Source organism: Streptococcus mitis, assembly GCF_000960005.1.
Taxonomy (GTDB): Bacteria; Bacillota; Bacilli; order Lactobacillales; family Streptococcaceae; genus Streptococcus; species Streptococcus mitis_CK.
Window position 1 is genome coordinate 1101134 of the sequence record NZ_JYGP01000002.1, and the last position, 18050, is coordinate 1119183.

Consider the following 18050-nt stretch of genomic DNA (forward strand, 5'->3'; position numbering starts at 1 on the left):
CTCCAAAATTTGTTGTTGAAACTATCTTAACAGAAAAGAAATCATCTGTATAATTGTAAAAAATTAGGCTTTGATATAGTTTGAAACTATATCTCCATTTTGGACAAAAGAAAAAGACTTGAGACACATGCCTCAAATCCTTTGTATAACTTGCTTTTTGCTGTATTTTTGTTAGAATGCTCAAACACGTTATTAGTAATTCTTATAAGTGACTATGACTTGTTATTAGAAAAGACTATAGGTGGATTCCCTTCTCACGGAGATTAGCCAGACACTCCTCATAGTAGACATCGTCATGTTCGCTGTATATAGGGCTAGTCAACTTCTCCTCTGCTAAATCTTGATAAGGAGGGCAGGTTTTGCCACGGTAATTCTTGTTCAGCCATTCTGGACTGACCTTATAGCCTCGGTCAACCATCTCCTTCATGATCAAGTCATGATAGGCATAGAGACGATAGGGCGAGTGGGTAAAGACATAGTCAACCGTCGCATGCTTTCTGCCCCAGCCATTGCCACGCAGGGCGCAACACTCTCGATGTTGCCCCAAGAGTTGAGGACGAGGAAGCTGTGAAATCAAAGCCTCATGCCAAAGTCTCATGGGAGTCTCCTTTCAGTAATGTCGAATGTTGTAAGTAGGTATTGGGATAGCAATCAAGCAAATCTCGAGTCTTAGCGATTAAGTCTTCCTTAGAAGCCTGACCAAAGCGGTAGCGATCCAGCAAGAGCATGTAGTCCTTGCGCTCAGCATCTGTCGCTTTCTTTTTGAAATAGCCCCAAATATGCTGAAAGGCATTGCAGACCTGACCCCTGTGTTCTGGAATCTGGCAGGCACGGTCAATCATCTCTTGAACCATACTCACCTCCACCTCTTCATTCTTGAGATACTGACGAATCTCATTGTAAATATTGCTGGAATGACTCAAAACGAGGTATTTGTTTTGAGCCCAGAGTTGCTGGCACCGGGATTTTTGGTTAATTTGTTCCATATTTCTCCTTACTTTTTATCAGTTTCCAGGAAATCATGAAAAGCAGGCGTTCTTTTTGATACAAAGAAGATAGGAAAGTATTACAGGGAGTTTCGGGCTGTAAGTTTGTTGTAAATTCTGGTTGAGATTTGAGAGCAAAACGCTTCACATCCTCAAGAATGAAATCAATTTGTTCCTCTCTTAAAGGTACAATTGAATTCAGAAAATCTATTTCTCTTTCTTCCTTGAAAGCATTAAATTTTGTTTTTGAATAAGCATTTGAACCGTAGTAAGAACCCTGTTTTTGTTGACCTTGGCCACTGATATAAGGTAAATTATCTGATAAAGCTATCAACTGGGTAATATTGTTAAAACGACGGAACTTATGATTTTCAAAACGGTATCTAGTCCTATCCTGTTCGGACTGAATTCCTGTCTTTCCATCACGGATAGCATTGGGTTGTTTAACTTCGATATAAGAAAGAGGAAGTCCATTGATAAACACAACTATATTCGGACGAAATTCATCTTGTCCATTTTGACAAGTGACTTCAAGCGCCAGATGGAAGATATTGGCTTCAGGATTTTCCCAATCGATATAAACAGCACCTTCTTGTCCCTGTATCCTTTTAAAGAAAGATCGTCCTAAATCATTTTGATCCAGTTCCAGCTTGATATTGGCCAATTCTCTCTCAAAATCTTCATCTGTTAAATAGTTATTAAATGTTAAAAACTGCTCCTTAAAAACAGATACAAGAATATTGGTATCTGGGTCTCTTTCTGCAATTTCCTTCCCATTGCGAGGAAGATAGGTATAGCCCATACGCATGAGATGCAGAGTTGCTGGGATCTGAACCCTGGTTAGTTCAGAAAAATCTTTTCTCTTTGCCATAAAAACTTCCTTTTGCTAGTCAGAACTGTCTATTTTTACTAACAATATCTTTCAGACTATCTCTTCAATTTGTCTCATAGTTAATTATCTATTATATCATGTTCCGGCCAGAAAACGCTCACTTCCTTCTATTTCAAAGCACTTTTGACCTTTTTCTTAGTAATGATGCGGTCGTTTTTGTTGGCTAGGGATTTGAGTCGGGCTTCTAGCAGGATTTTTCGGCCTGCTTCGTTGCGGGTGTAGACGAGTTGGTAGTTGCCCAGATGTGGTGCGACGGCATCTAGGAAGAGCTGGGCATCTTCCTTGCGTTTTTCAAAGAGGCTAGGGACTACGAAATACTTAGACTGGCCGGCTGGAGCTTTTTGAGCGACTAAGAGGTAGCGTTGATTGTCCACAGGGGCAAAGAATTCTCCTAAAACCTTGGAAAAAAGCTCCTTGTCTCGCATGCTGCCACCTTTTAGATAGGCAAAGACGTTAAAGCTTTCCTTGTCCTCCTCGACCTGCACGCGCGACTGGTCATCAGACAAATGCCTGGCAGTCACCATGGCTTTGCGAATAGCTTCACCGATCTGGCGCAAGCGTTTATAAGGACTCTTGTAGCTGTAATAGCGAAAGGCTGTGATAGCTAGGAAGAGGACACAAAGAGCTATCAGCCATGGCAAGGCAAAGAAGGTTAGTCGAACGACATAAGCTAGGAGACTAATGGCAAATACCATCAGAGCGTAGCGAAGCCACTTTTCAGCATCCGCTAGGGCGAGCAGAGGGATTCGTTTGCTGTCGGTCGCCACTTCATTGACAATCTCAATCTTGTCAGCAACAATGAGAGATTCCTGCCATTTTTTACGAAGGGAGGCACGATCCTTGGATAGTTCCATGATCTTCTCGTTATAGTCTTCGAGTTTCTTTTTCTTAAATGGGAACTGAGGAAAGTTTAAGCGGCCCAAACCTGTTTCAATAGTATCTTCCTTATAGGACAAGCCAAGGAAATGGTCCATACGACGGGCAAGGGTTTGTAGGTCCTGATAAGGATTGAGGTCTGGTTCTTCTTGATCCTCCTTAGAAAAGACTGGATTTTTGTAAGGTTTGATGGCTACTAGGTGCCAGATATTACTCGTCTTATCTGGATGTCCTGGCCAGATACGGATGGCACGGCCCCGCATTTGATTGCTGAGCATAAAGCTTCCGACAAAACTTCCTAGGATGAGAGAGTTGACGCAAGGGGCATCCCATCCTTCTCCCAAGAGAGACTTGGTTCCGACTAATACCTGGATAGAACCTCGTTGGAAGAGCTCGGTCACTGCTGCGACCATCCCCTTAAAGCTGGATGGAAATCCTACTTGGAGATAGGCCCCTTGATTGAGTTTCCCGATGGTAGAGAAGCTTAAGCTAGTGTTTGGGATGATTGCTTCAAGTTCTGCCTTGACACTAGCAGGTATGATCACGACACTACCAGAAAGGACTGCTATCGGGACAGACAAACCTTACTTTTGTGCACTTCTGCGAATGGTTTCAAAGTAAGGGAGGACTCCTAATTGCGTGATTGGTGCTTGGTCATCTCCCAGATAACTTGCAAAATCCTTACGGATATAGTCCGCCAAGACTAACTGTCTCAAGTCCTTGCCTAGACTAGCATACTCAGTCTCAAAGATAGATACAATACCAGCTAGTTTTCCTAGAGATTGGTTGAGGATTTGGTCATTGGCCTTGGATTTGACCAAGAAAACCTGTCGTTTTTCAATCAGTCCTCTTGATTTCAGATTTGCCTCTATCTTTTTCTTGTTCTCCTGTGGATCCTCATACCAGTCAGGAGTCTGATAGAGAATGCCTTGCAAGAGAACTTCTAACCAATAATAATTGAGGGCAGGCAAACCTTCAGCTCCCAGTAAATCTCGTAGATGCTTGGGAATTTCCTGTTTTTGAGCCTGTAGATAAATGAGGAGTGCTGAGAGATACTTGGGATCTTCAAGGAGCATATCCGCAGAAATTTCCCCTTTAAGAACCTTGGAACTCCGAATCAACTCTTGGAAGTCAGGATCAACGACTAGTTGGCTGACATACTGCCACTTGGTGTCTTCAAACTCTTCCAAGCGCTTGTCCTCTTCCTTAGTCGGAAAACAGATATAGACAAAGTCCTGATGAGGGCAAAGAGTGTCTTCCTTGACCAGTTCTGGCACTGTGATTTCTTGGTCAATCTCGCCACACATCTGGAGATAGCGATCCCAGAGTTCTGGTTCACTGTCATAAGGCGGTGTCGCAGTGAGAGAGATGACTTGCAGTTGCTGGTAGTTTTTACGGAAGTCTTCTAGACTTTTCCACCATTCATTTCTCAAGTGATGGCATTCGTCCAGACAGAGAGTTTCGACACCCCTTTCCTTTAGTCTGGCAAGCAGGTCAAAGCCTACAAAATCCTCAACCTCGCCGTTATCTTCTCGAGATTGCACCTGTTGCATAGCACTGTGAAAGGCTTGGTAGGTGGCGATGGTGATTTGCTTCATGTCCTTGAGATTTTGAGACACGAGACTTGTGACCTGGTTCTCATCCTCTAAAAAGGCCTGGCGAATCCTATCCACCCATTGTTCTCGGATGGTCACCGTCGGTACCAAAACGAGAGCAGGCTTATCAAAGCGGGCAATCAACTCGATTCCTATGGTTGTTTTCCCTGAACCAGGCGCTGCCACCAAGTGGACATGACCATCTGCTTGGTATTCTTGGAAATTGTCCAATACCTGTTTTTGGTAGTTGCGCCAAGTGCCATTAAACTTCAATCCTAACATGATTTTCCTCATTCTAAGCTATCATTTTCTTATTCCCATTTTACCATACTTGAGGCAAAGTCACACGAAGTATCCCATGTAGTCTTTCTCCTTAAAATATGGTATAGTAGAGTTATACTATCTATGAGGAGTTTACATGTCACAGGATAAACAAATGAAAGCTGTTTCTCCCCTTTTACAGCAAGTTATCAACATCTCATCGATTGTCGGTGGGGTTGGGAGTTTAATTTTCTGTATTTGGGCTTATCAGGCTGGAATTTTACAGTCTAAGGAAACCCTCTCTGCCTTTATCCAGCAGGCAGGTATCTGGGGGCCACCTCTCTTTATTTTTTTACAGATTTTACAGACTGTCGTCCCTATCATTCCTGGGGCTTTGACCTCGGTGGCTGGGGTCTTTATCTACGGTCACATCATCGGGACTATCTACAACTATATCGGCATCGTGATTGGCTGTGCCATTATCTTTTATCTGGTGCGCCTCTATGGGGCTGCCTTTGTCCAGTCCGTCGTCAGCAAGCGCACCTATGACAAGTATATCGGTTGGTTGGATAAGGGCAATCGTTTTGACCGTTTCTTTATTATTATGATGATTTGGCCCATTAGTCCAGCTGACTTTCTCTGTATGCTGGCTGCCCTGACCAAGATGAGCTTCAAGCGCTACATGATCATCATCATTCTGACCAAGCCCTTTACCCTCGTGGTTTATACCTACGGTCTGACCTATATTATCGACTTTTTCTGGCAAATGCTTTGACATGTAAAAAATCCGTTTGGTTTCCCAAGCGGATTTTTAGAACTTAGATTGACTGTAGCTTGATACTAAATATACTTTGGTATGAAAATCATACCTATTTTTCGATAGTGAGGCGAGGACTTACCTAGCCTTTCCGCCGTGATAGAAACACCTGAAATCTAATGGTTTCAGGTGTTCGGAAACTTTGAGACATTAGGCTCAAAGTTTAGGTATGGAATTTCGAAGAAAGTCGCTACCGTCCGTAATCACTTAAGGAAAGGCTCAAAAATATTGTTTTCAACCACAAAATCCGTTTGGTTTCCCAAGCGGATTTTGTGCTTTATTTTGAAACTTCTTTTGCAAGGACAAAGTTTCCAAGTGTAGCAGAACCATTTCCTGCTACTGCTGGCGTTACAATGTAATCACGCACATCTGGTACTGGTAGGTAGCCATTAAGAAGAGATGTAAATTTCTCACGGACACGGTCCAGCATGTGTTGTTGAGCCATGACCCCTCCACCAAAGACAATCACGTCTGGGCGGAAAGTCACTGTCGCATTGACCGCAGCTTGAGCGATATAGTAGGCTTGGACATCCCAAACAGGGTTGTTGAGTTCAATGTTTTCCCCACGAACACCTGTACGAGCTTCCAAACTTGGACCAGCTGCATAGCCTTCCAGACATCCCTTATGGAAAGGACAAACACCCTTAAACTCTTTTTCAATATCCATTGGGTGTCTAGCAACATAGTAGTGACCCATTTCAGGGTGACCCACACCGCCGATAAACTCACCACGTTGGATAACACCTGCACCGATACCTGTACCGATTGTGTAGTAAACCAAGTTTTCGATACGACCACCAGCATTATTACGGGCAACCACTTCACCGTAAGCAGAGCTGTTTACGTCTGTAGTGAAGTACATTGGCACGTTTAGGGCACGACGAAGAGCACCAAGCAAGTCCACATTTGCCCAGTTTGGTTTTGGAGTCGTTGTGATAAAGCCATAAGTTTTTGAGTTTTTATCAATATCAATCGGACCAAATGAACCAACTGCAAGACCAGCAAGGTTGTCGAATTTCGAGAAGAACTCAATGGTTTTATCGATTGTTTCGATTGGAGTTGTTGTTGGAAATTGTGTTTTTTCCACAACGTTAAAGTTTTCATCACCGACAGCACAGACAAACTTTGTACCGCCCGCTTCCAAGCTTCCATATAATTTTGTCATGATAAACCTCTTGTTTTTATTTTCTTTATTATAGCATATTTCGAAAGTCTAAATTTCTCTATTTTTTAGATTTTCCTCTGTAAATCTTACCATTCAAGCAAAAACGAACAAACATGTCATTTGTTCGTTTTCATTGTGAGAGGGAATATTATACTCAATGAAAATCAAAGAGCAAACTAGGAAGCTAGCCGAAGGCTGTACTTGAGTACGGCAAGGCGAAGCTGACATGGTTTGAATTTGATTTTCGAAGAGTATTAGATTTTCACTTCAATTACAGCATCCCCCTTCGCAACTGAACCTGTTGCGACTGGAGCTACTGAAGCATAGTCAGCTGTGTTTGTAACGATAACCATTGTTGTATCATCAAGTCCCGCTGCAGCGATTTTGTTTGAGTCAAATGTTCCAAGAACATCGCCCGCTTTAACCTTGTCACCTTGAGCAACTTTTGCTTCAAAACCGTCACCGTTCATAGATACAGTGTCAATACCAACGTGGATCAAAACTTCAGCACCATCAGTTGTTTTCAAGCCAAAAGCGTGTCCTGTTGGAAAGGCAATTGAAACTTCAGCATCAGCTGGTGCATATACCACACCTTGACTTGGTTTCACAGCGATACCTTGTCCCATAGCTCCGCTTGAGAAAACAGGGTCATTAACATCAGCAAGAGCTACAACATCACCGACGATAGGAGTTACAAGTGTTTCATTTTGAAGGGCTGCTGGAATGTTGCCAGTTGTTTCTTCTTGAACCAAACGTTCTGTAGTCGCTTCAGTAGCAACTTCTTCTTCGTCCTCATAACCAAACATGTAAGTAAGGGCAAAACCAAGGGCAAATGATACAGCTACCATAAGAAGGTATTGGGCAAGTTGTCCGTTACCAACATAAAGCATTGTACCAGGGATGATGGTGATACCATTACCAGTACCAGCAAGTCCAAGGATAGAAGCCAATCCACCACCGACTGCACCAGCAATCAATGAAAGGAAGAATGGTTTACGGAAGCGCAAGTTCACCCCGAAGATAGCAGGCTCTGTAATACCTAGGAAAGCAGAAAGAGCAGCTGGGAAAGCAAGTGTTTTCAGTTTCGGATTTTTAGTTTTAACACCAACCGCAACAGTCGCAGCACCTTGGGCTGTCATAGCAGCTGTGATGATAGCGTTGAATGGGTTAGCATGGTCAGCAGCAAGTAATTGAACTTCAAGCAAGTTGAAGATGTGGTGCACACCTGACACGACGATCAATTGGTGAACCCCACCAATCAAGAAACCACCAAGACCAAATGGCAAGCTAAGGATCGCTTTTGTAGCGATAAGGATGTAGTTTTCAACGACGTGGAAGACAGGTCCAATGACAAAGAGTCCAAGAATTGACATGACCAAAAGTGTCACGAATGGCGTTACCAAGAGGTCAATGACATCTGGAACAACCTTGCGGACAAGTTTTTCGAATTTAGCTCCGACAACCCCGATGATGAAGGCTGGAAGAACTGAACCTTGCAAACCAACAACAGGAATGAAACCAAAGAAGTTCATAGCAGTTACTTCACCACCTTGAGCAACTGCCCAAGCGTTTGGAAGTGAGCCAGAAACAAGCATCATACCAAGAACGATACCAACGGCTGGATTTCCACCGAATACACGGAAGGTTGACCACACAACCAAACCTGGCAAGATGATAAAGGCTGTATCTGTCAAGATTTGAGTGTAAGTTGCAAAGTCACCTGGAAGTGGCATTTCAAGAGCGTTGAAAAGACCACGAACACCCATGAAGAGACCTGTCGCTACGATAACTGGGATGATTGGAACGAAAACGTCACCGAAAGTACGAATCGCACGTTGGAACCAGTTCCCTTGTTTCGCTGCTTCTGCTTTCATGTCATCTTTAGATGATGTTGGCAAGCCAAGCGCAACAACTTCATCGTACATTTTGTTAACTGTACCAGTACCAAAGATAATTTGGTATTGACCTGAGTTAAAGAAAGCACCTTGAACTTTTTCCAAGTTCTCAATCACTTCTTTATTGATTTTTCCTTCATCTTTAACCATGACACGTAGACGAGTCGCACAGTGGGCAACACTGTTGACATTTTCACGTCCACCCAAGGCATCGATGACTTTTTTTGCAATTTCCTGATTGTTCATTTGCAAAAATCTCCTTATATAAAATTTTGTTCTTGTTTGAAAGCGATTTTATCCGCCCTACGACTTTTATTTTATCATGTTTTAGAAATATGTCAAGCGTTTTGCAGAAAAAATATCATTTCCACTTAGTAGCCTTGCTTTAGATTGATTGTTTTTGACTGTTTTAGCAGATAACACTTAAAAAAATAAGTTTAAAATCTTTGTTATCAGGATTCTATTTCATTATCTTTCATCTTTTCTTGAAAAGTTGATTGATTTTCTGCTTTTGATTTATGATAAACGTTTGACAGTTTTTTCTCTTTTTTAACATAAAAGACTTGCTTTTTTAACCGAAAACGGTTACTATTAAAAGTGATAAGATTTTTGGAGGAATGAATGAATGGAATGGACAACTGAGCGTCGTTACAGACTTTATCAAGATTGGACGCAAGAAGAAATTCAACATATAAAGGAAAATATGGCACAATCTCCATGGCATACTCATTACCATGTTGAGCCCAAAACAGGACTTCTCAACGACCCAAATGGCTTTTCTTACTTTGATGGGAAGTGGATTGTTTTTTATCAAAACTTTCCTTTTGGTGCAGCCCACGGTTTGAAATCTTGGGTGCAATTGGAAAGTGAGAACTTGGTTCACTTCACAGAAACCGGAGTCAAAGTTTTGCCTGATACTCCATTAGATAGCCACGGTGCCTACTCTGGTTCTGCTATGCAATTTGGCGATAACTTGTTCCTATTTTATACAGGAAATGTTCGTGATGAAAACTGGATCCGTCACCCTTACCAGATTGGAGCTTTGATGGATAAGGATGGCAAGATTACGAAGATTGACAAGATCTTGATTGATCAGCCAGCAGACTCAACTGACCACTTCCGTGATCCGCAAATTTTTAACTTCAAGGGCCAATACTATGCTATCGTCGGTGGACAGGACTTGGAGAAAAAAGGCTTTGTCCGTCTCTACAAGGCTGTTGACAACGACTACACAAACTGGCAAGCTGTTGGCGATCTTGACTTTGCTAACGACCGCACTGCCTACATGATGGAATGCCCGAATCTGGTCTTTGTAGGGGAGCAACCTGTCCTCCTCTACTGCCCACAAGGATTGGATAAGAAAGTTCTAGACTACGATAATATCTATCCAAATATGTATAAGATTGGGGCTTCCTTTAACCCTGAAAATGCTAAAATGGTAGATGTATCTCAACTTCAAAACATGGACTATGGTTTCGAAGCCTATGCAACTCAAGCCTTCAACGCTCCTGATGGACGTGCTCTAGCTGTTAGCTGGCTTGGCTTGCCTGATGTTTCATATCCATCTGATCGTTTTGACCACCAAGGAACCTTCTCTTTGGTCAAGGAACTGATTATCAAAGACGGCAAACTCTACCAATACCCAGTCGCAGCTATCAAGGACATTCGTGCTTCTGAAGAAGCTTTCTCAAACCGTATCCAAACCAAGAACACTTACGAACTCGAACTCAACTTGGAAGCCAATAGTCAGAGCGAGATTGTTTTACTTGCTGATCAAGAAGGCAAGGGACTTTCCATCAACTTTGACCTTGTAAATGGTCAAGTGACAGTGGATCGTAGTCAGGCTGGTGAACAATATGCCCAAGAATTTGGAACTACTCGTTCTTGCCCTATCGCTAATCAGGCTACTACGGCTACGATTTTCATCGATAACTCTGTCTTTGAAATTTTCATCAATAAAGGAGAAAAAGTATTTTCTGGTCGTGTCTTCCCACATGCGGACCAAAATGGTATCCTGATCAAATCTGGAAACCCAACCGGAACTTACTATGAATTAGATTATGGTCGCAAAACTAACTGATGTCGCCAAACTTGCAGGCGTCAGCCCTACTACCGTCTCTCGGGTTATCAATAAAAAAGGTTATCTCTCTGAGAAAACCATTCAAAAGGTCAATGAAGCCATGCGGGAATTGGGCTATAAACCCAATAATCTGGCTCGTAGTCTCCAAGGAAAATCAGCTAAGTTAATCGGTTTGATTTTCCCAAATATTTCCAATGTTTTCTATGCAGAATTGATTGATAAGCTGGAGCACCAACTCTTCAAAAATGGTTACAAGACCATTATCTGCAACAGTGAGCACGATTCTGAGAAGGAACGTGAATACATCGAAATGTTGGAAGCCAATCAGGTGGACGGCATCATTTCTGGTAGTCACAACTTGGGAATCGAAGACTACAATCGCGTGACGGCGCCGATTATTTCCTTTGACCGAAACCTGTCTCCAGATATTCCTGTCGTTTCCTCTGACAACTATGCTGGTGGAGTTCTTGCAGCCCAGACCTTAGTTAAGACAGGCGCCCAGTCTATCATCATGATTACAGGGAACGACAATTCTAACTCGCCAACTGGACTACGCCACGCTGGTTTTGCATCCGTACTCCCCCAAGCTCCTATTATCAATGTTTCCAGTGACTTTTCTCCCGTCAGAAAAGAAATGGAAATCAAGAATATCTTGACTCGTCAAAAGCCAGATGCCATTTTTGCTTCGGATGACTTAACAGCTATTCTGGTCATTAAAATCGCTCAAGAACTGGGCATTTCTGTCCCAGAAGAACTCAAAGTCATCGGCTATGATGGGACTTACTTTATCGAGAATTACTATCCTCATTTAACGACTGTCAAGCAACCTTTGGAAGAGATTGCCTGCCTCACTGTTGATCTACTCTTGCAAAAAATCGAAGGTAAGGAAGTCGCAACAACAGGCTACTTTTTACCAGTTACATTATTACCAGGAAAAAGCATATAAGTACAAAAAACTCAGACAAAACAGTCTGAGTTTTTCTATAATCGTAAGTTTTCTAAATGGCGCTTAGCTGTATCTAGGTTAAAGGTTTTATCTGCAATGAGGCGCTCGACTAGGGGAGCTACCTCGGATTCACTAGCACCTGCGAGAAGTGCCAAGGATTTGGCCTGCAATTTCATATGGCCTTGCTGAATCCCTGTACTCACCAAGGCTTTGAGGGCTGCAAAGTTTTGGGCAAGTCCTATAGACACGATAATCTGGGCTAATTCTTTGGCAGAAGGATTTCCCAGTAGCTCATGACTGAGGGATACACGAGGGTTGAGGCCGATAGACCCACCCTTGGTCGCTACAGGCATGGGCAGGGTCATCTCACCGACCAATTCTTCTCTTTCAAAGTCCAGCGTCCATTGACTAAGACCTTGGTAATGTCCATCTCGACTGGCAAAGGCATGAGCCCCGGCTTCGATGGCACGCCAGTCATTACCAGTGGCAATCAAAATGGCATCAATACCGTTAAAAATCCCTTTATTGTGGGTAGTGGCTCGGTAAGGATCAGCCTGCGCAAACTGACTAGCCAAGGCTATTTTCTCCGCAATCTCTCGTCCTTGATCCTTTTGGCGGCTCAAGTAGCGAAAGGCGATGCGACAGCTTGCTGTCACCAGAGAATCGGTCGCGTAATTAGACAGGATTCCCATGAGACTCTGTCCCTGGCTGAGTTCTTCTAAGACTGGTTTCAAGGCTTCCAGCATGGTGTTGAGCATATTGGCTCCCATGGCTTCCTGGGTATCGACATGAAGATAAACAACGAGAAAGTCTGTTTCGCCTTTTATCTGCTCGACATGCAAATCACGCGCCCCGCCTCCACGTTTAACGATGGAAGGATAGGCTTGATTGGCAAGCTCCAAGAGCTCAGCCTTCTTGCTGGCAATCTTCTCTTGAGCTTGTTCAGGTTCAGCAACTTGATAAAGGGCTACCTGTCCAATCATCTGACGCTCATGCACTTGAGCAGTAAAGCCACCTGCTCGCTTGATGATTTTACTTGCATAGCTGGCCGCAGCAACCACAGACGGTTCTTCTGTCACATAGGGAACTGTGTATTCCTGACCGTTAACGAGAACCTCTGGAACCAACGAATAAGGTAGAGAAAAAGTTCCCACTACATTCTCACTCAGCTGGTCTGCCACAGTCACACTCATCTGTTCATCCTGCTCCAAACTCTCTTGTCTCTCAGGACTAAGGAGCGCCTGAGCTTTTAACAGCTCGAGGCGCTCTTGGTATGATTTTTTTGAAAATCCATTCCAACTTATCTTCATTATTTTTCAACCTTGCTATAACTGCGTTGGTGGTCAACAATTTCAACCAAGGCAAAATCTTGATTTTCATAGCCAGCAAACTGGGCAGAATTTGTTTCATCTAAGTCTACTTCCTCAAAGAAGACTTTTTCATAGTCTGCAACAGACAGGGCAGTTCGTTGGTTGAGCTTGTTCAAACGGTCTTTATCCAGATAAGCTTCATATCCTTCAACCAATTCACCACTGAAGAACTCAGCCACAGCACCACTTCCGTAACTATAAAGGGCAATTTTATCTCCAGCCTTCAGGCTATCTGTATTTTCTAAGAGAGACAAAAGTCCAAGGAAAAGTGAACCTGTATAGATATTCCCCACCTTTTGACTGTAGAGAATAGACTGGTCAAAATGCTTTTGCAAGAGGTCTTTTTTCTCTTGAGACAGGCTCTTATCCATGATTTTTTTCAAGCCTTTTAAGGCTAATTTAGGGTAAGGCAAATGGAAACAAACAGCTGCAAAATCATCCAAAGTAAGCTGGTAGCGTTTTTGATATTCGAGCCAAGTCGTTTTCAAACTATCTAGATATTGTTGGGTAGAATAAACACCATTTACATAAGGAGTTGTCGAGTAATTTGGACGCCAGAAATCCATGATGTCACGGGTCTGAGCTACATTGTCATTATTAAAGGCCATAATGCGTGGATTTTGTGTAATCAACATAGCTACACTTCCAGCACCCTGAGTTGGTTCTCCTGGAGTTTCAATACCATATTTGGCAATATCGCTTGCGATGACCAAGACCTTGGACTCTGGAGAATTTTCCACATGCAATTTGGCATAATGAAGGGCCGCTGTCGCTCCATAGCAGGCTTCTTTAATCTCGAAACTACGAGCAAAAGGCTGGATGCCCAGCAAACCATGCACAAAGACGGCCGCAGCTTTACTCTGGTCAATTCCTGACTCGGTAGCAACAATGACCATGTCAATTTCTTCTCTTTCTTGCTCAGTTAAAATAGAATCACTTGCACTGGCCGCCAAGGTCACGATATCCTCAGTTAGGGGCGCAATACTCAATTCCTTGAGTAAGAGTCCTTTGCTTAATTTTTCAGGGTCAATTCCCCTCGCTTCTGCTAAGTCTTGTAATTTCAAGACATATTGACTGGTCGCAAAACCAATCTTATCAATACCGATTGTCATATTTACCTCTGTTTTATCATTCATTGTAAAAAATCGTTCTATACTATTTTATCACAAATAGCAGTAAAAGAGAGAAAAAAGACTTGATTCACCAAATCAAGTCCCTTATTATTCTAACCATTATGCTGTTTTCTTAAGTAAGAATAAAGTCTAAGAATCACGGTTCCACTAGCCATTCCAATGGAAATCACCAAAGCCAGCATAACAACCAAGGTTGCACTAGCAATGGCATGACTGTAATCTCCCGTCACAAAAAAGGCAGTTGTCCGATAAGAAAGGTATCCCGGAACCAGTGGTGCCAAGATGGCCAAGATAAAGACCACAGCAGGAGTCTTATAAAGAATACTTAAAATCTGGCTGACACAAGAACCAATAATAGCCGCAATAAAGGTAGCCACAATAACATTGGTCGGTTCCTTGAGCAAGAGATAGATTAGCCAGACAGCCATGCCCAAAATCCCTCCTGGTAAGAGCATAGAACGTTGAACATTGAGTACGATTAAAAAAGTGATAATGGCAAGAAGACTTGCTACTGCTTGTAATAAAAAGGTTGTTAGTGTCATATTAATTCATCAATACCAAGGCGACAGAAGTTCCCGCCCCTAAAGCAAGGGTAATGAGCAGGGATTCAAACATCTTACTCATACCAGAGTTTATGTGGTTGGTCATAATATCACGAACCGCATTGGTCAAGGCAATCCCTGGTACAAACGGCATGACCGCACCAGCTATAATCAAATCTGCCGTTGAAGGAAAGCCTGTGTAGCGAGCCCAAAACTGGGCTATCATCCCAAAAACAAAGGCTCCAGCAAAGGATGTCACAAAGGGAATTCGGATAAACTTCTCTACATAGAGGGAAAAGGCAAAACCAAATAAGGTAGCCACTCCTGCCCCAAGTGCGTCGTAGATATTTCCACTAAACATAATCGAAAAGAAAGGAGCACTAAAGGTTGCAGCCAAAGTTACCTGCAACTTAGTATAAGGAAGGGGCTGGGCTTGCAAGGCCTTCAATTGCTTGAAGGCTGTCTTTAAATCAAGATTTCCTCCTACCAACTGACGAGAAATTTGGTTCACATCACAGACTTTTTCGATGTTATAAGAAGATGAGGTCACGCGTTTCATTCGCGAAATATTGGTATTTTCAATGGAGAAAAAGATGGCAGCAGGCATGGCAAGAACATTGCAATCCACAATCCCCTGCGAATGCGCAATCCGAATCATGGTATCTTCTACACGATGAATCTCTGAGCCACTTTTGAGAAGAATGGTTCCAGCTAACATAATCAGATCGATGACGGCATTTAATTCTCTTGATTCTTCCATACTTTCCTCCTTTTATCAACTTCCTCTATTCTATCACAAATCTGGAGTCAAAAAAAATCTTTGCCATGAAATCATGACAAAGATTCGTTTAATCACGAGAATTTTCGTGGTTGCCTTCACTACTTGATTGAGTAGGAGCAGGTGTATTCCCTCGTTGATTTCCTTGTTGGTTCCCCTGACTTGGTGTCGTAGTAGAACCTTGGTTTCCACGTTGGGCTGGTGCTGATGATGACGTTGACGGCGGTGTTTTTGGTTTGTAGATTGAAATCTTGACACGCGTCTTAGTCAAATCAACCTTTTCACCCGCTTTTGGACTCTGTTCAACGACTGTACCCTCAGCAGTTCCAGCGGGAGCTGTCGACACTTCTACAACTTCAATATTGGCTTCTTTAATACCGACAATTTGAACGAGATTATTTTTAGTAAATTCAAGACTAGATCCTATATAACTTGGCATAGCAACGCTGGTTACTTTCTTAGCAACGGTTAAGGTAATCGTTGAGGCCTTGCTCAAATCATAGGTTGTTCCGGCAGCTGGACTCTGTCTGAGAACAGTTCCTGCTTCACTCTCACTTGATTCCTCTTCTTCAATCTTGATGAGATTTTCAGGGACCTTCTTCTGCTTGAGTTCTGCGATAACATCTGTCGATTTACGGCCAATATAGTTACTCAATTGGAAAGATTGCTTGCCTGATGAGACAACCAAATTGATTTTCGTTCCTTCTTTTCGACCAGTTCCAGCGTCAGGATCTGTACGGATAATCCGCCCTTCTTCCACCTTTTCACTAGCCTCTGATTTCTCCTCGCCAATCTCAAAATTGGCTTTCTTGAGGGTTTCCTTGGCTTCCGCCACTGTCTGACCTGCCACATCTGGAATGGCAATGGTTGCAGGAGTTCTGGATAGTATCCAAATAAGAGAAGCTGCCACCAATACAATGCTGGCCAACAAAATCATATAGCGAACTCTAAATTTCCGTTTCTTAACAGGCTTGGTTGCGTAATTGTCCTCTGAAGCCTGTTGACTCGGCTTCGCAGTCTGTGGCTTTGGACTTTGTGTTTGCACCTTAGGAATCGAAGTCAAGGTACTTTGTGGAACTTTAGGAAGAGTCTTGGTGTCAGCCTTAGTGGTATCATTAAACACCAATTTAGGCTCATTGCGACGATTATAAGACAAACTACTAGACAAGTCCACATACATCTCTGCAACTGACTGATAACGATCTGTCAATTTCTTGGCAGTTGCCTTGATGACAACATTCTCTAAAGCCTGAGGCACAGATGGATTCTCAGCTATAACCGATGGCAATGGTTTCTGGAAATGCTGGAGGGCGATGGTCACTGCACTATCCCCATCGTAAGGGATATGTCCTGTCAACATCTCATAAAAGATGATCCCCATGGCATAGATATCACTCTGTACAGTCGCTTTAGAACCACGCGCCTGCTCTGGTGACAAGTAATGAACCGAGCCCAGCATAGAGTTGGTCTGAGTCAGACTCGTCTCAGCAAAGGCTACCGCAATCCCAAAATCTGTGACTTTGGCAGTCCCATCTGGTGTCAAGAGGATATTTTGAGGTTTCAAATCGCGGTGAACAATGCCTCTAGTATGGGCTAAGCGCATAGCCAAGAGGATTTGTCCCATGATTCGGACCGCTTCTTCATTTGAAAGAGGATGGTGTTCCTTGATATAGCGTTTGAGGTCAAGTCCTGCTACGTACTCCATAGCTAAGTACTGTTGACCGTCTTCCTCACCAATATCTGTAATCCGAACGATATGAGGATGGTCCAGATCTGCCATGGCTCTCGCTTCACGCTGAAAACGAGCCACTGCAATGGGATCTGTTTGGTAGTTGGTCCTCAGGACCTTTACTGCCACTTCTTCCCCGTCTAGAATCAAATCCTTGGCCAAGTATACATCTGCCATGCCTCCTCGACCAATTTGTTTGATAATCCGATACCGTCCGGCAAAAATCTTGCCGATTTGGATCATTCTTCATCCTCCTCGTTCATAGAAACAAGGGCAACCGTAATGTTGTCTAAACCTCCTGCATTGTTAGCAAAACGCACAAGCGTCGCTGTTTTATCTGCCAAAGGAATATCACTGGTTACAATATCACAAATCTCACTGCCTGAAATCATGTTAGTTAATCCATCGCTATTAAGTAGGAGATAATCTCCTGTCGCAAGGGTAATCATTCCAAAATCAGGCTGAATTTCGTCTTTTTGACCAATTGACTGGGTAATAATATTTTTCTGTGGGTGGCTAGCTGCTTCTTCAGGTGTCAATTGACCAGCCTTGAGCAATTCATTGACCAAAGAATGGTCGCTTGTTAACTGGTGGTATTCTTCTCCACGAATCAAACCGATACGAGAATCCCCAATGTGGGCATAGATAGCCTGATTGCCAATAATAGCAACAGCCTCGAGGGTTGTTCCCATTCCTTTATAAGCTTCATCTTGTCCCAATTGGTTAATCTTTTGATTTTCAATCTCAAGGTTGTTAGCAAACCATTCACGTACTTCATTAACTGTATCGATTTGAGTATCTACCCAAGCTACACCTAGGTCTGTTACCGCCATTTCACTAGCAATATTCCCTGCGCGATGACCTCCCATACCATCAGCTAGGATAATCATAGTACGTCCAGCTCTATTGACATAGTGGTTGACATAGTCTTGGTTATTTGTTCGTTTCTGACCAACATCTGTTAATAATGAAATTTCCATGTGTT

13 protein-coding genes and 2 pseudogenes are annotated in these 18050 nt (G+C 42.9%); 3 read left to right on the plus strand and 12 right to left on the minus strand.

Annotated elements, in window-relative coordinates; genetic code table 11:
* Positions 1–235 precede the first annotated feature (235 nt).
* The 4 genes and pseudogenes from TZ90_RS06660 to TZ90_RS06675 form a co-directional block, all read right to left on the minus strand.
* Positions 236–598 (minus strand): TIGR02328 family protein, encoded by a 363-nt coding sequence (locus TZ90_RS06660; RefSeq protein WP_045612159.1) that lies wholly within the window; start codon positions 596–598, stop codon positions 236–238.
* Positions 582–986, minus strand: a complete 405-nt coding sequence (locus tag TZ90_RS06665) for a YbgA family protein (RefSeq protein ID WP_045612161.1) — start codon at positions 984–986, stop codon at positions 582–584. Before TZ90_RS06665 ends, TZ90_RS06660 begins: the two co-directional genes overlap by 17 nt.
* A gap of 1 nt (position 987) precedes the next feature.
* Positions 988–1857: pseudogene (locus TZ90_RS06670) on the minus strand (type I restriction endonuclease); the annotation flags it as partial.
* 128 nt (positions 1858–1985) lie between these two features.
* A pseudogene (locus TZ90_RS06675) lies at positions 1986–4631 on the minus strand (DEAD/DEAH box helicase family protein).
* A 136-nt stretch (positions 4632–4767) separates the two neighbouring features.
* Between TZ90_RS06675 and TZ90_RS06680 the strand changes: the two are divergent.
* Positions 4768–5385: a TVP38/TMEM64 family protein gene (locus TZ90_RS06680; RefSeq protein WP_045612164.1), complete on the plus strand. Its 618-nt coding sequence runs from the start codon at positions 4768–4770 to the stop codon at positions 5383–5385.
* A gap of 319 nt (positions 5386–5704) precedes the next feature.
* Here TZ90_RS06680 and scrK read toward each other — a convergent pair whose 3' ends face one another.
* Positions 5705–6592, minus strand: coding sequence for a fructokinase ScrK (gene scrK / locus TZ90_RS06685; protein ID WP_000164310.1), 888 nt, complete (start codon positions 6590–6592; stop codon positions 5705–5707).
* Between the two features lie 254 nt (positions 6593–6846).
* Positions 6847–8733: a sucrose-specific PTS transporter subunit IIBC gene (locus TZ90_RS06690; RefSeq protein WP_045612166.1), complete on the minus strand. Its 1887-nt coding sequence runs from the start codon at positions 8731–8733 to the stop codon at positions 6847–6849.
* Between the two features lie 379 nt (positions 8734–9112).
* On the opposite strand from TZ90_RS06690, the gene TZ90_RS06695 reads away from it, so the two are divergent.
* Both TZ90_RS06695 and TZ90_RS06700 read left to right on the plus strand, forming a co-directional pair.
* Complete coding sequence (locus tag TZ90_RS06695) at positions 9113–10567, plus strand: sucrose-6-phosphate hydrolase (protein WP_045612168.1); 1455 nt, start codon at positions 9113–9115, stop codon at positions 10565–10567.
* Positions 10548–11513, plus strand: a complete 966-nt coding sequence (locus tag TZ90_RS06700) for a LacI family DNA-binding transcriptional regulator (RefSeq protein ID WP_045612170.1) — start codon at positions 10548–10550, stop codon at positions 11511–11513. The genes TZ90_RS06695 and TZ90_RS06700 overlap by 20 nt, the downstream gene beginning before the upstream one ends.
* A 35-nt stretch (positions 11514–11548) precedes the next feature.
* Here TZ90_RS06700 and TZ90_RS06705 read toward each other — a convergent pair whose 3' ends face one another.
* From TZ90_RS06705 to TZ90_RS06730, 6 genes are all read right to left on the minus strand, one after another.
* Positions 11549–12823, minus strand: coding sequence for a hydroxymethylglutaryl-CoA reductase, degradative (locus TZ90_RS06705; protein ID WP_045612172.1), 1275 nt, complete (start codon positions 12821–12823; stop codon positions 11549–11551).
* Complete coding sequence (locus TZ90_RS06710) at positions 12823–13995, minus strand: hydroxymethylglutaryl-CoA synthase (RefSeq protein WP_045612596.1); 1173 nt, start codon at positions 13993–13995, stop codon at positions 12823–12825. Before TZ90_RS06710 ends, TZ90_RS06705 begins: the two co-directional genes overlap by 1 nt.
* 113 nt (positions 13996–14108) lie before the next feature.
* Positions 14109–14558, minus strand: coding sequence for a threonine/serine exporter family protein (locus TZ90_RS06715; RefSeq protein ID WP_033686494.1), 450 nt, complete (start codon positions 14556–14558; stop codon positions 14109–14111).
* Between the two features lies 1 nt (position 14559).
* Positions 14560–15318, minus strand: coding sequence for a threonine/serine exporter family protein (locus tag TZ90_RS06720; RefSeq protein WP_045612174.1), 759 nt, complete (start codon positions 15316–15318; stop codon positions 14560–14562).
* A gap of 88 nt (positions 15319–15406) precedes the next feature.
* The gene (gene pknB, locus TZ90_RS06725; RefSeq protein ID WP_045612176.1) at positions 15407–17308 is read right to left on the minus strand and encodes a Stk1 family PASTA domain-containing Ser/Thr kinase; all 1902 of its coding nucleotides are present in this window, start codon (positions 17306–17308) and stop codon (positions 15407–15409) included.
* The gene (locus TZ90_RS06730) at positions 17305–18045 is read right to left on the minus strand and encodes a Stp1/IreP family PP2C-type Ser/Thr phosphatase (RefSeq protein ID WP_000406255.1); all 741 of its coding nucleotides are present in this window, start codon (positions 18043–18045) and stop codon (positions 17305–17307) included. Before TZ90_RS06730 ends, pknB begins: the two co-directional genes overlap by 4 nt.
* Positions 18046–18050 lie beyond the last annotated feature (5 nt).

What these genes read in the sequence shown, in the direction of transcription:
- TZ90_RS06680 (WP_045612164.1), top strand. Translation starts at nt 4,768, where the DNA reads ATGTCACAGGATAAACAAATGAAAGCTGTTTCTCCCCTTTTACAGCAA.
- TZ90_RS06695 (WP_045612168.1), top strand. Translation starts at nt 9,113, where the DNA reads ATGGAATGGACAACTGAGCGTCGTTACAGACTTTATCAAGATTGGACG.
- scrK (WP_000164310.1), bottom strand. Translation starts at nt 6,592, where the DNA reads ATGACAAAATTATATGGAAGCTTGGAAGCGGGCGGTACAAAGTTTGTC.
- TZ90_RS06665 (WP_045612161.1), bottom strand. Translation starts at nt 986, where the DNA reads ATGGAACAAATTAACCAAAAATCCCGGTGCCAGCAACTCTGGGCTCAA.
- TZ90_RS06715 (WP_033686494.1), bottom strand. Translation starts at nt 14,558, where the DNA reads ATGACACTAACAACCTTTTTATTACAAGCAGTAGCAAGTCTTCTTGCC.
- TZ90_RS06700 (WP_045612170.1), top strand. Translation starts at nt 10,548, where the DNA reads ATGGTCGCAAAACTAACTGATGTCGCCAAACTTGCAGGCGTCAGCCCT.
- TZ90_RS06705 (WP_045612172.1), bottom strand. Translation starts at nt 12,823, where the DNA reads ATGAAGATAAGTTGGAATGGATTTTCAAAAAAATCATACCAAGAGCGC.
- TZ90_RS06660 (WP_045612159.1), bottom strand. Translation starts at nt 598, where the DNA reads ATGAGACTTTGGCATGAGGCTTTGATTTCACAGCTTCCTCGTCCTCAA.
- pknB (WP_045612176.1), bottom strand. Translation starts at nt 17,308, where the DNA reads ATGATCCAAATCGGCAAGATTTTTGCCGGACGGTATCGGATTATCAAA.
- TZ90_RS06730 (WP_000406255.1), bottom strand. Translation starts at nt 18,045, where the DNA reads ATGGAAATTTCATTATTAACAGATGTTGGTCAGAAACGAACAAATAAC.
- TZ90_RS06690 (WP_045612166.1), bottom strand. Translation starts at nt 8,733, where the DNA reads ATGAACAATCAGGAAATTGCAAAAAAAGTCATCGATGCCTTGGGTGGA.
- TZ90_RS06710 (WP_045612596.1), bottom strand. Translation starts at nt 13,995, where the DNA reads ATGACAATCGGTATTGATAAGATTGGTTTTGCGACCAGTCAATATGTC.
- TZ90_RS06720 (WP_045612174.1), bottom strand. Translation starts at nt 15,318, where the DNA reads ATGGAAGAATCAAGAGAATTAAATGCCGTCATCGATCTGATTATGTTA.